This window comes from Pyrococcus horikoshii OT3, from assembly GCF_000011105.1.
Classification (GTDB): domain Archaea; phylum Methanobacteriota_B; class Thermococci; order Thermococcales; family Thermococcaceae; genus Pyrococcus; species Pyrococcus horikoshii.
The window spans coordinates 1,261,295-1,274,673 of record NC_000961.1; the positions used below are offsets into that span (position 1 = coordinate 1,261,295).

General features: G+C 42.4%; 12 protein-coding genes and 1 other RNA gene. All 13 read left to right on the forward strand.

The window, feature by feature from the left end; genetic code table 11:
- Window positions 1-2: 2 nt before the first annotated feature.
- Window positions 3-899, forward strand: coding sequence for a hypothetical protein (locus tag PH_RS06625; RefSeq protein WP_010885486.1), 897 nt, complete (start codon window positions 3-5; stop codon window positions 897-899).
- Between the two features lie 9 nt (window positions 900-908).
- Window positions 909-1,520, forward strand: a complete 612-nt coding sequence (trmY, locus tag PH_RS06630; RefSeq protein WP_010885487.1) for a tRNA (pseudouridine(54)-N(1))-methyltransferase TrmY — start codon at window positions 909-911, stop codon at window positions 1,518-1,520.
- Between the two features lie 81 nt (window positions 1,521-1,601).
- The gene (gene psmB / locus PH_RS06635; RefSeq protein WP_010885488.1) at window positions 1,602-2,225 is read left to right on the forward strand and encodes an archaeal proteasome endopeptidase complex subunit beta; all 624 of its coding nucleotides are present in this window, start codon (window positions 1,602-1,604) and stop codon (window positions 2,223-2,225) included.
- A gap of 16 nt (window positions 2,226-2,241) precedes the next feature.
- Window positions 2,242-4,188: a beta-CASP ribonuclease aCPSF1 gene (locus tag PH_RS06640; protein ID WP_048053595.1), complete on the forward strand. Its 1,947-nt coding sequence runs from the start codon at window positions 2,242-2,244 to the stop codon at window positions 4,186-4,188.
- Between the two features lie 4 nt (window positions 4,189-4,192).
- Window positions 4,193-5,515 (forward strand): threonine synthase, encoded by a 1,323-nt coding sequence (gene thrC / locus PH_RS06645; protein WP_010885490.1) that lies wholly within the window; start codon window positions 4,193-4,195, stop codon window positions 5,513-5,515.
- Window positions 5,516-5,528: 13 nt separating this feature from the next.
- Window positions 5,529-6,206, forward strand: a complete 678-nt coding sequence (gene pyrH, locus PH_RS06650) for a UMP kinase (protein ID WP_048053384.1) — start codon at window positions 5,529-5,531, stop codon at window positions 6,204-6,206.
- 250 nt (window positions 6,207-6,456) lie between these two features.
- Window positions 6,457-8,622 (forward strand): ABC transporter substrate-binding protein, encoded by a 2,166-nt coding sequence (locus PH_RS06655; RefSeq protein WP_010885492.1) that lies wholly within the window; start codon window positions 6,457-6,459, stop codon window positions 8,620-8,622.
- A 117-nt stretch (window positions 8,623-8,739) separates the two neighbouring features.
- On the forward strand, window positions 8,740-9,738 hold the full coding sequence (locus PH_RS06660; RefSeq protein WP_010885493.1) for an ABC transporter permease: 999 nt from the start codon (window positions 8,740-8,742) through the stop codon (window positions 9,736-9,738).
- Between the two features lie 11 nt (window positions 9,739-9,749).
- The gene (locus PH_RS06665; RefSeq protein WP_010885494.1) at window positions 9,750-10,907 is read left to right on the forward strand and encodes an ABC transporter permease; all 1,158 of its coding nucleotides are present in this window, start codon (window positions 9,750-9,752) and stop codon (window positions 10,905-10,907) included.
- On the forward strand, window positions 10,900-11,880 hold the full coding sequence (locus tag PH_RS06670; RefSeq protein ID WP_048053385.1) for an ABC transporter ATP-binding protein: 981 nt from the start codon (window positions 10,900-10,902) through the stop codon (window positions 11,878-11,880). Before PH_RS06665 ends, PH_RS06670 begins: the two co-directional genes overlap by 8 nt.
- Window positions 11,881-11,890: 10 nt before the next feature.
- A complete protein-coding gene (locus PH_RS06675; protein WP_048053386.1) occupies window positions 11,891-12,871 on the forward strand; it encodes an ABC transporter ATP-binding protein in 981 nt (326 codons plus the stop codon).
- 26 nt (window positions 12,872-12,897) lie between these two features.
- The gene (locus tag PH_RS06680; RefSeq protein ID WP_010885497.1) at window positions 12,898-13,287 is read left to right on the forward strand and encodes a phosphate-starvation-inducible PsiE family protein; all 390 of its coding nucleotides are present in this window, start codon (window positions 12,898-12,900) and stop codon (window positions 13,285-13,287) included.
- Window positions 13,288-13,315: 28 nt separating this feature from the next.
- Window positions 13,316-13,373, forward strand: an RNA gene (locus tag PH_RS09600) — C/D box small nucleolar RNA.
- Window positions 13,374-13,379: the final 6 nt, after the last annotated feature.

The window sequence follows — 13,379 nt, forward strand, 5'->3', positions numbered from 1 at the left end:
ACATGAACAAGCTCGAAAGATTGCTCGAGGATCTAAAACTTAGGCTCCCAGAGAGGGAGATAAACAAGGCAAAAGAGGCTATTCTAGCATTTAGAGAGCTTTCCGCGATCCCAGTATCTCCTTTATATCCGAGGGGATTTCATCCCATCTTAAGGTTAAAGAAGAGGCTCGGGGGAATTTATAAAGAGGTTTTAATATCTCCGCTGGATCTTACAATTATAACTGGAGCTAACATGCCCCCATGGAAGAGGATATTCGAATTTACGATAGATGAGGACGTTGTCGAGAGAGGCGAAATTCAGGGAATAAGGATTTTACTTGTCGGAAAGCCCCAGGAATTAAGAATGGTTCGTACACTCCTTTCTGAGATTATTCCACAGATGAACGTTAGACCCATAGCTATATATTCCCTTAAAAATGAGATATTCCTGAAATTTGAAGGGGAAAGATTCTTGAGGCTCAGAATAATTGGGTCAACGCTCGAATTTACCAGCTTTAACTTTCAACTTTCTCATTTACCTAGAGTACTGGGGAGAGCAGTGTTCACGCTCGATTCACTCTTTAGATCGAAAAATGCCGAATTCTATAGGTTATTCTTTGTAGCTTCGCTTGGAACTTTTAACGCATTTTACACCTTCTTTATGAGACATGTATATCCAAAGTTACCACTAGAACACAAGGAATTCCTGGAAGAGATGCATGATTACAAGAATTTCCTCCAACTACTGTACTTTCACTTCTCAAGGATGAATCTAGACAGGATCAGGAATGAAGTTGGGATAATTATAAGGAGGAGATCCAGGCCAGATAGGCCGCTTGAACTTAGAATAATATTCAGGGATAATGGAGTTGAAGTCCGGGATAGAGTGGGGAGGGCCCAAGTAGAGGTTCTCGTGTAGTGATGAAGCATGAGGGTATTCATAGTTAAGGCCAATGAAGCCCATACCGATTATGACTTTAGCCTAAAAGATCTTCCAGGAACCAGTGGGAGGATAGATCTCATATGTAGGGCATTAAACTCAGCGTTCCATCTTTCCCACTCATTTAGGAAGAACGTCAGAGTTTATGTAACACTACTAGGACCTCCAAGCCCTCCAAAGACGATAAGATTTGAAGGGCCAAAGCTTAGGCCAAAAATATTGAATCCCGATGAGCTCTCAATAGCTAAGGTTATCATTAAAGCTCTCAATGCTGGAAAAAATCTAAAAGGAAGCTCAACAAAGGAGCTGGAGGTACTACCTGGAGTTTACGTGAGCAACATGACTTTTGAGGATGTAATAAGGAAGAACATAAGAATGAATTTATACGTTTTAGAGGAAGGTGGAGCCGATATAATGAAAGTTAAATTCCCGAGGAATAACGTAGCATTCATTCTCGGTGATCATATAGGGTTAAGTGAGGAGGATCTAAAAACATTAGAGGGAATAGCCAAAAAAATAAGCATAGGGCCCAAAGCTTACCTTACATCGCACGTGATCTCATACGTGAATATCCATCTCGACAGAATTGGAGTACCTTAAAATCGAAAACTTTATATACTCCATTTCCTCCACTTCCCCTTGAGAATTTTTCTTCTGTTCTGGGAAAACTAAACCATCGGGGTGTTGCAATTGACCGAGAAATTCAAAGGTACAACTACAGTAGGCATAGTTTGTAAAGATGGAGTAGTGCTAGCTGCAGATAGGAGGGCTAGCCTAGGGAACATAATATACGCAAGGAACGTGACTAAGATACACAAGATAGATGAGCATCTAGCCATAGCTGGGGCCGGTGACGTAGGCGACATACTGAACTTAGTTAGACTCCTTAGGGCAGAAGCAAAGCTTTACTATTCTCAATCAGGGAAAAGGATGAGTGTAAAAGCATTGGCCACACTGCTGGCTAATATTATGAATGGAGCTAAATACTTCCCATACCTCGCATGGTTTTTAGTTGGAGGGTACGATGAAAAGCCGAAATTATATTCCGTTGATATGGTGGGAGGGATAACTGAGGATAAGTACGCAACTGCCGGAAGTGGTATGGAGTTTGCATATTCGATTCTTGACTCTGAATATAAAGATAATTTAACCCTTGAAGAAGGTATAAAACTGGCCGTTAAGGCAATAAACACGGCAATTAAGAGGGATGTATTCTCAGGGGATGGTATTCTGGTCGTTACCATAACAAAGGAGGGTTACAAAGAGCTTTCAGATTCAGAGCTTGAAGCAACTCTCAAGCAGTGAGAGGGAGGTGACTTTCTTGATAAAGAGAGAGACACAGGTCGATCAGATACTAAGGGATATTAGGGCCGTAGTTAATCAAATGGTTCCAAAGGAAGCAAAAATAACGGAAATAGAGTTTGAGGGTCCCGAGTTGGTTATATATGTAAAGAATCCAGAAGCTATAATGAAAGATGGGGAGCTAATAAAAGACCTGGCAAAGGTTTTGAAGAAAAGAATAAGCGTAAGGCCAGATCCGGAGGTTCTCCTACCTCCTGAAGAAGCTGAAAAGTTGATATTTGAGATAGTTCCAAAGGAAGCAGAGATTACCAACATAGCCTTTGATCCCTCAGTTGGGGAAGTCCTAATAGAGGCCAAAAAACCAGGCTTAGTTATAGGGAAAAATGGAGAAACACTTAGGCTTATCACTCAGAAAGTCAAATGGGCCCCTAAGGTTGTCAGAACGCCTCCTCTCCAAAGTCAGACCATCTACTCCATAAGGCAAATACTTCAAACGGAAAGTAAAGACAGGAGAAAATTCCTAAGACAAGTTGGGAGGAACATATATAGGAAGCCCGAATACAAGAGCAGATGGATTAGAATCACTGGACTTGGCGGATTTAGGGAGGTTGGTAGAAGTGCCCTTCTTGTGCAAACAGATGAGAGCTTCGTTCTCGTGGATTTTGGGGTAAATGTTGCTATGTTGAATGATCCATATAAAGCGTTTCCCCATTTCGACGCCCCAGAGTTTCAATACGTCCTGAGGGAAGGTTTGCTTGATGCGATAATAATCACTCATGCTCACCTTGATCACTGTGGAATGCTACCGTATCTGTTCAGGTATAACCTATTCGATGGCCCAATATATACAACCCCACCAACTAGGGATCTAATGGTTCTCCTACAAAAGGATTTCATAGAGATACAGCAGAGTAATGGGCAAGATCCACTTTACAGACCTAGAGATATAAAGGAAGTTATAAAGCATACGATAACCTTAGACTATGGTGAAGTGAGGGATATCTCCCCAGATATTAGGTTAACCTTGCACAATGCTGGGCATATCCTGGGTTCCGCGATAGTACATCTACACATAGGGAACGGCCTTCACAATATAGCCATAACTGGGGACTTCAAGTTCATTCCAACTAGGCTTCTAGAGCCAGCGAATGCAAAGTTCCCAAGGCTGGAAACTCTCGTTATGGAATCAACCTATGGTGGAGCAAATGACATACAGATGCCGAGAGAAGAAGCCGAGAAAAGGTTAATTGAGGTAATCCATAATACGATAAAGAGGGGAGGAAAAGTCCTCATTCCAGCAATGGCCGTTGGAAGGGCCCAGGAGGTAATGATGGTTCTTGAAGAATATGCAAGGATAGGGGGAATAGAGGTTCCAATATACCTAGATGGTATGATCTGGGAAGCTACGGCAATTCACACAGCGTATCCAGAGTACCTCAGTAGAAGACTAAGAGAGCAGATCTTCAAAGAAGGATATAACCCGTTCTTAAGTGAAATATTTCACCCCGTTGCGAACTCAAGGGAAAGGCAAGATATAATTGATAGCAATGAACCAGCGATAATAATAGCATCTTCTGGTATGTTAGTTGGTGGACCCAGCGTTGAGTACTTCAAACAGCTCGCTCCAGATCCAAAGAACAGCATAATCTTCGTTAGCTACCAGGCGGAAGGAACCCTTGGAAGGCAAGTTCAGAGCGGAATTAGGGAAATTCCAATGGTTGGTGAGGAAGGGAGAACTGAAGTAATAAAGGTTAATATGGAAGTTCACACAATCGACGGTTTCTCAGGTCATGCGGATAGGAGAGAGTTAATGAATTACGTAGCTAAGGTAAGACCGAGACCTGAAAGGATAATAACCGTTCACGGAGAACCACAAAAGTGCCTCGATTTAGCAACTAGCATACACAGAAAATTCGGAATATCAACGAGGGCCCCAAATAATTTAGACACCATAAGGTTGAGGTGACAGCATGAAGTGCCCAAGATGTGGTAGGGAATACATATCTTCAATCCCACCTTTTTGTATCTGTGGGGAAGAGCTCGAGATAACTTATGATTATTCCTCTGTAGACGTGAGAAAATGGAAAAGAAGAAATCCTGGGGTATGGAGATATAAAGAGCTTCTGCCAGAAGTTAAGAAGATCATAACCCTACAAGAGGGAGGAACACCACTAATAAAGGCTAGGATAAGCGAGAAAATCAACGTTGATGTTTATATAAAAGATGAAACCAGAAATCCAACCGGCTCCTTTAGGGATAGGTTAGCCACAGTTGCAATCTCCTATGGTTTACCTTACGCATCAAATGGATTTATAGTTGCGAGTGATGGAAATGCAGCTGCTTCAGTCGCTGCTTACTCGGCAAGAGCTGAAAAGGAGTGCTTCGTAGTTGTTCCCAGGAAAGTTGATAAAGGAAAGCTAATTCAAATGATAGCCTTTGGAGCGAGGATAATACGCTATGGTGACAGCGTTGATGAAGCAATAGAATATGCAAGAGAGCTTTCAAAACTTAACGGCTTATACAATGTCACACCCGAGGATAATATAATCGGACTTGAGGGTCAGAAGACGATAGCATTCGAACTTTGGGAGGAAATTAATCCAACGCATGTAATAGTCCCGACGGGAAGCGGGAGTTACATATACTCGATATACAAGGGGTTCAAGGAACTCATCAAAATTGGAGTGCTAGAGAAGATGCCAAGATTAATTGCCGTTCAAACGGAGAGATGCAATCCTATAGCCGCTGAAATTTTGGGATTAAAAAAAGAATGTAAAGAAACTAAAGCTCTCGGATTATATGTGAAGAACCCGGTAATGAAGTCTAGAGTTATAAGGGCTATAAAGGAAAGTGGAGGAACAGCAGTTGTTGTAAATGAAAACGACATAATTACCGGGGAAAAGTTGCTAGCCAATGAAGGGATATTTGCGGAGCTTTCCTCGGCCGTTGTAATGCCCGCCCTATTAAGCCTAGTTGAAAAGGGAATAATTGAAAAAGGAGATAAAGTAGTTTTGGTTGTTACCGGTTCAGGACTCAAAATTGGTGAAGGGGGAAGAGAGAAATTCTCCATTGGTGGAACTAAGCTTGAGATTCTTAAAATCCTCGAGGAAAGAGAGATGTACGCCTATGAAATTTGGCAAGCACTAGGAAAACCCCTAAAGTATCAAGCCGTTCATCAGCATATAAAGGAATTACAAGAGTTAGGCCTCATAAAGGAGGCATATAGAAAGGGGAAGAGGATATATTACAAGCTGACTGAGAGAGGTAGAAGGCTTATTGAAAATCTTGAGTAGAGGGTGGTGAGTGATGAGGATAGTTTTTGACATAGGGGGTTCGGTACTGGTTCCAGAAAAACCAGACGTGGATTTCATTACGAAGCTAGGATATGAGCTGACAAAAATAAGTGAAGATCATGAGATCGCAATAGTTGTTGGAGGAGGGAAGGTAGCTAGGGAGTACATAGAAGTCGCCTCCAAATTTAACACCAACGAAACGTTCAAGGATTACTTGGGAATCCAAATAACAAGAGCAAATGCAATGCTTTTAATTGCAGCCCTTAAGGAAAGGGCATATCCTCAAGTCGTTTCTGACTTCTGGGAAGCTTGGAAAGCTATTCAGCTAAAGAAGATTCCAGTTATGGGTGGCACTCACCCAGGGCATACAACCGATGCAGTCTCCGCACTGCTAGCAGAGTTTTTGAGTGCAGATCTCCTAGTCGTAATAACTAACGTTGATGGTGTTTACACTGAAGATCCAAAAAAGAATCCAAATGCAAAGAAGATACCCAAAATGAAAGCTAAAGATCTTGTTGATATCGTGAGCAGAGAAGCCGGAAAAGCTGGAGTGAGTACCGTTATAGATCCTCTAGCCGCTAAAATAATAATGAGAAGCGGAATAAAAACGTACGTTATTGGTAAGGAAGATGCATTAAAGTTATTTGATGTTATCAAGGGAAATCACAATGGAACAATAATCGAGCCATGAGCTTATTGTTTCACCTTGAAGATGCTTAAAAATCAGTGGTGTATCATTTTGATCATAAAACATTCAAAAACATCTCTCTAATTCCCTTATTTTTTGAGATGTTTAACCTAGTGTAAATGAACTTCATAATTTTATTACTAATTGTTATAATTTGGATCTTCTATTTTCCACAAAGTGAACCAAGATCGAAAAGCTTATTAGCGAGGTGCCTGGTTATATCTCTTTGGATAACCTTCCCTGGTGATGTAAGATGAATAGGGCCTTGCTAAGCCTTCTATTAGTTGGAGTACTAGTTTTAGGAACCATGGCAAGTGGTTGTATTGGAGGGGGTACACAGACTCAATCACCAACCCAAACTCAATCACCAACTCAGACACAGTCTCCAACTCAAACCGGTTCTCCAACCCAGACACAGTCCCCCACTCAAACCCAGGCTCCCCAAGGTGTAACTAAGGCAATACTCGAACTTGATAAGGTTACGGTAGTTGATACCGGAACTGCAATAGTTGTGGTCGGTCCAAAGGGAGCACAGCCAAAGGTTCAAATACCAAGTGGTAAGAAGGTTATTAAGATAACCTACGAAGTAGATGAAGCTAATACTCCATCTGTTAAGAAGTTAATGGAAGAGGGACAGGGATTTGGTGCAATAGACCCAGCATTCTTTAGGGATACTAATGTTGATGCTCTAGTCATTGCGGCTAGAAGGGAGACGAATCCTGAGATTAGAACTGAAATATTCAAGGCCCTTTACATCCTCGGAAACTACTACATTCCTGAAGTTATCCTGGGCCAGAACAGACAGCTACGTGTTTACTGGGACTGGGTTAAGGGAAGATACTATCACCCAACCCTCGCAGAGAGATATGACTTACTCTGGGAAGACAAGAATGCTCCCGTAGTGGATACGGGAATTGGAGATTACAAGAACGATCCTGAGACGTACGTTATAGCAACCTTCGGATGGCCAGAGAGCTTTGACCCGGCATGGACGTACGAAACCTTCGGATGGGAGATATGGCACGAGATCGGTGATACGTTAGTTACCTACTGGAAAGAAGAAACTAAAGAGGTAACTCCAGACCTTGCAGTAGCCTGGGCTCACAACAAGGAAGGTACCGAGTGGTACTTCGTCATTAGAGGAGGAGTAAAGGCTTACGATCCATGGCACGGTAAGACATACCCAATTGATGCTACCGATGTACTCTTCAGCTTCTGGCGTGTCGCTAGGTTAGGTCACTCAGTTAGCTGGATGGTCACAACGTTCATGAACGTCTCAGCTTCCCAAGCCCTTACCGAGGATGAGTTCAACGAATACTTGAAGAGCCACCCACTAATAGCAGAATACCATGGTAAGACTGCTGAGGTTAAGTCCCTACAAGAGTTATTGAACTTCTTCGGATACAAAGGAAAGACAGCAGGAGTATTCAAACTAGTCCTACCACACCCATACGCAGCAATTCTAAATGTAGTAGCAGATCCATTCCTGAGCGTCGTTCCTATGGAGTATCTACTTGGTGACAAGTACGAGGAAGCATTGAAGGCTAGCGACTATGGTAAGAAGCCCGATGCCTGGAAAGCTTACGTACAGAAGGGTTCAACAGATGCAACACACCAATTAATGCACAAGTACCCTGTTGGTACCGGGCCATTCTACATTAAGGACTACCAGGAGAACAGCTACATAGTCCTAGAATACAACCCATACTATTGGAACGCAACTAGCAACCCAGGACACAAGAGGGTTATCTACATAATCAACAGTGATGCAGTCTCAAGAGTTCAGCTATTCCTTACCGGAACGGCTGACGTAGCTGCAATACCAACGGACAAGATCGAGGATGTAAAGGGTAAGACCCTCAATAACTACAAGGTTGTAGTTAAGACCGACATATTACTACCGGTACTAACCTTCATAGTCTTCAACACCCAGAAGGAGCCCTTCGACAACGTTAAAGTTAGACAAGCCCTAGCTTACGCGATTCCATATGAACAGATCGCTAAGGTCGTGTATAATGGATTACTCGAGAGGAACTGGGGACCAATACCAAAGCCATGGCCTGGATACACGGAGTACGGAATAATCAAGTATGATTACAACATAGCAAAAGCCAAACAAATGCTACAGGAGGCAGGAATAGATCCAAGCAAGTACTCGATTAAGCTAATCTACAACGCTGGTAACACCAACCGTGAGAAGATAATGACACTAATCCAGAACATATGGAGCCAGCTAGGATTCCAGGTTACCGTGGAGAGCTATGAGTGGCCAGTATATCTCTCAAAGACCGAACATGGAGACTACGATGTCTACGTCGTCGGTTGGGTCCCAGACTACCTCGATTCAGACAACTGGGTTGGTCCATTCCTCTACGGTGCAACGAAGTTCAAAGAGTTGAATATTGAAGTATCCAGCTGATAATCTTTCTTCTCTCTTTTCTTTATTGCCCTTATTTAAACACCAAAATTTTTATTTATGCGATAATATAATTCTCAAACGATGTTATAGAACAAGAATGTACAAGGAGGGGCAAATATGGCTAATTTAAAGAAGTTCCTTATAAGGAGGTTACTAACTTTCATCCCTACAATTATTGGAGTTACCTTAATAGTATTCCTAATTGCTTATAAAATCCCAGCGGATCCCGCAAAGGCTTGGGCCGGGGGAGAAAAAGCTACTCAACAGGCTATAGAGCTCATAAAGAAAATGTATCATCTAGATAGACCTTGGTACGATCAATATGTATTTCTCATTAAAGGATTAATTGCAAATACGATAATCGATCCTAGAACCTCGAATCCAATAATGTACGACGTAGGAAAAAGGTTTCCAGTGACGTTGCAACTTGCAATAATAGCATTCATATTCATACTTATAATTGGAATACCCCTCGGAATAATCTCAGCACTGAAAAGGAATACATGGGTTGACACCGTGGTTAGGATATTCGCCCTGCTTGGAGTTTCAACGCCAGCCTTCTGGCTAGGTTACCTAATGATATACATATTCTTCGTCAAGTACAAGGTAACCACAATCGCGGGAGTTCCTCCAATGCCAAAGCCGATAACTTACGTCCCGATGATAGATGCCCTACTAAGAGGAAACTTCGACCTATTCAAGCAACACTTAGCTAGATTCTGGTTACCAGGATTCACACTTGGATTCCTGGGTATGGGCGTTACAGCAAGGTTCGTAAGGAACAGCTTCCTGGAAGCGTTAAGCTCCGACTACGTTCTATTCCTGAAGGCCAAGGGAGTTCCAAAAATGAGGGTCTACAGGCATGCACTAAAGAATGCCCTGGTTCCAATAGTCACGGTTCTTGGTTTACAATTTGGAGGTCTTTTAGGAGGTACACCAATTACTGAGACCGTCTTTGGACTTCCTGGAATGGGAAGCTATGCAGTTCAATCAATACAGAACTTAGATTTCCCCGTAGTCATTGCAATTACCTTCATCTACGCAATAATCTACGTGACGATAAACCTGATTGTAGATGTGCTATACGCTATAATCGATCCTAGGGTGAGGTACTGAGGTGATTAATCATGCAAGAGGAGTATAAAAAGACAATACTCGATAAAACCGCGGATAAGCTAGTTTACGGCCTTGGAAAATTCATCAGCCTATTTAAAAAGGATTGGATGGAAAAGAACAGATCAAGATTAGAAGAATGGAGATTAATGCTCTACGCTTTAAATAGATCTCCTCCCGCGTTAATTGGTTTATTCTTGGTTATAATCTTCATATTCCTCGGAATATTCGGACCTTATCTAGCCCCTTGGAAATACAACTTCTTCCCAACGCTTTACACATCACATTATGATCAGGTATATCTAGTGCCACCAGGGAGTAAAGCAGTCCTAGACTTTTACAATAACACCGTAATAACGTATCCCTTAGGGTCAGATCACTACGGAAGGGACCTTCTAAGTCTAATCCTTCAGGGAGCTAGGACAAGCTTTGTAATCTCAATAATAGTTATTTCACTTGGAGTTCCATTGGGAATAATCCTTGGATTAATAGCTGGATATTACGGTGGAAAAATAGACGAACTTATTATGCGTACTACGGATATGTTCCTAGCTTTTCCGGCATTAATCCTTGCAATAGCTTTCTCTGCGGTCTTACCAGACAGATTACAGGCCTTCATTTCGAGCCATGAAATTATTGAGAAGATAGTGTTAGCAATATTTGCCCTCGACCAGAGAGAAGCCGGTAACCTGGGTAGACTTCTAGCTGTAATAGTGGCAATGATCATAGTATGGTGGCCCGGGTACGCTAGAATAACGAGGGGATCAACCCTAACAGAAAGGGAAAAACTTTATGTTGAAGCTGCAAGAGCGGTGGGATTACCCACAAGGACAATACTATTTAAGCATATCTTACCCAACATAATTGGACCAATACTAGTTTACATAACCTTAGACTTCGGTGGAGTCGTACTAATGGAAGCAGGCCTAAGTTTCCTGGGCTTAGGTGCCGTCCCACCCATAGCAGATTGGGGTAGAATAGTTTACGACGGAGCTCAGTACTTCCCAAGATGCTGGTGGCTCGTCTTCTATCCTGGACTGATAGTGTTGCTAACTGCGTTAGGCTGGAACCTTCTTGGTGATGGATTGAGAGACATCCTGGATCCAAGGACTAGGAGAAGCATAGAGTTCAAGGTTAAGAAGGGAAAGAAGGAGGGTGAGGAAAGTGCCTGAGCCTATTTTACAGGTTAGGGATCTTACCGTTCACTTTTACACTTATGCTGGAATAGTTAAGGCCATTGAAAAAGTATCATTTGATGTATATAAGGGAGAAACGTTCGCGTTAGTGGGAGAAACCGGATGTGGGAAGAGCGTAACATCAAGGGCCATAACCCAACTCATTGAGAGCCCAGGAAGAATAGTTGGTGGCCAGGTGCTATATTATAGGGAAGATGGTAGCGTAGTTGATCTGCTAAAGCTGAGTGAGGAGGAGATAAGGAAAATAAGGGGAAATGAAATAGCCTACATATTCCAGGATCCACACTCGTCTCTCGATCCACTCTACACAGTCGGATACCAGATAGCAGAGGCCATGGAAGTCCATGGAAAGATAAAGAACATAAAGGAGGGAATTAAAAAAGCCGTTGATATCCTCAAGTCTGTTCTCATCCCGGATCCACAGAGGAGGGTTAACAACTACCCACACGAGCTCTCAGGTGGAATGAAACAGAGGGTTGTTATTGGAATTGGACTCTCAAACAATCCGAGAATACTAATAGCCGATGAGCCAACAACGGCTCTAGACGTTACAGTTCAAGCCCAGATACTCGATCTTATAAACCAGCTAAAGGAGAAGTACAAAGCAACTGTAATTTTAATCACCCACAACTTGGGAGTAGTTGCGGAGACGGCTGATAGAGTAGCGGTTATGTACGCCGGAAAGATCGTAGAAATCGGTACCGTTGACCAGATATTCAAGAATCCACTTCACCCATACACCCAAGGACTTCTTAGGGCAGTTCCTAACCCACTAACTAAGATAGAGAAGCTAGAAGCAATTCCAGGAACTGTTCCAAACTTGATTAACCCACCGAGCGGCTGTAGATTCCATCCAAGGTGTCCAAAAGCCATGGATATTTGCAAGCAGAAGGTGCCTGAGCTAAAGGAAATTGAACCAGGTCACTTTGTAGCATGCCACCTTTACTGAGGTGATGTTCATGCCGGAACCCGTCCTTAAGGTTGAGAATTTGAAAAAATACTTTCCAGTAAGAGGATTGTTAAGAACCGTTGGGTGGGTAAAGGCCGTTGATGGAGTTAGCTTTGAGATCTATAAAGGAGAAACCTTCGGATTAGTCGGTGAGAGTGGGTGCGGTAAAACGACAACGGGGAGGACTATCCTTAGACTTATAGAACCTACTGACGGAAGAATAATCTTCATGGGTAAAGATGTAACAAAGCTTAAGGGTAATGAGCTAAAATGGTTCAGGAGAAAAGCCCAGATAATGTTCCAGGATCCGTATTCCTCATTGGATCCTAGACAAACCGTCTTTCAAATAATAATGGAACCAGTTAGATTTCACGGTATTCAAGTTGACGATCCAGAAGAGTTCGTGATAAAATTATTAGAGAGCGTTGGACTTAACGAGATGCACCTATACAGATATCCCCATGAGTTCTCTGGTGGGCAAAGGCAGAGAATAGCATTAGCAAGGTTGTTAGCCTTAAAACCAGAATTTATAGTGCTAGACGAGCCCACATCTGCTCTCGACGTTTCAGTTCAGGCAAACATACTTAATACATTAAAGGAACTCCAAGAAAAGCACGGATTCACGTACCTGTTTATCAGTCACGATTTGGGAGTCGTCAAATACATGAGCGACAGAATAGGGGTCATGTACCTAGGAAAGCTCGTTGAGGTTGGACCTGCAGATAAGGTATTTGAGAATCCACTCCACCCATACACCCAAATGCTGTTCTCAGCAATTCCAATTCCAGATCCAGATATAGCAAGGGAGATGAAAAAGAAGAGAATGAAAGTTACAGGAGAACCCCCAAGCCCCGTAAATCCACCAAAGGGTTGTAGGTTCCATCCAAGGTGTCCATACGCAAAGGCCGGTCTCTGCGATAAGAAGGAGCCGCCATTGGTTGAAGTTGAAAAGGATCACTACGTTGCCTGTTGGCTCTACGCTAAGGCTTAAATATCCTCTTCTTTTTTCAATTTTTGATGCGAGGTAAAGAATTAACAAGAATTTTAGATACAATCTTTGACCTAGTGGGCTGGCTGCTTGAAATAATAGTCATAGGAATAATGGGCATAGCCATATTCAAAACTTTTCAATATTTAATGCACTTAGATTTGGAGAATACCCTCGAGGAATTTCTGTTCCTTTTGATCCTTCTTGAGATCTATGAGCTAATATCCTTATACTTAAAGTATCACCATGTAAGTATGCGAAGGGTTGTCGAACTTGGGGTGATTGCTATAGTTAGAAAGTTAATGATAGTCAAGGATTATAACTCTCTAAATCCCTTCACGCTTATTGGACTCGGACTTGTCATAGTAGCCCTTGGCTGGATTTATGTGAACTTAAGGGAAAGTGGACAACAGGAATAAATTGTTATAAACTTTCAGAGATATCAAGTCTGATGATGAACCTTCCCCTCACCTGAAAGGTGATGAGCACACCGGTAGGCTGAGGGTGATAA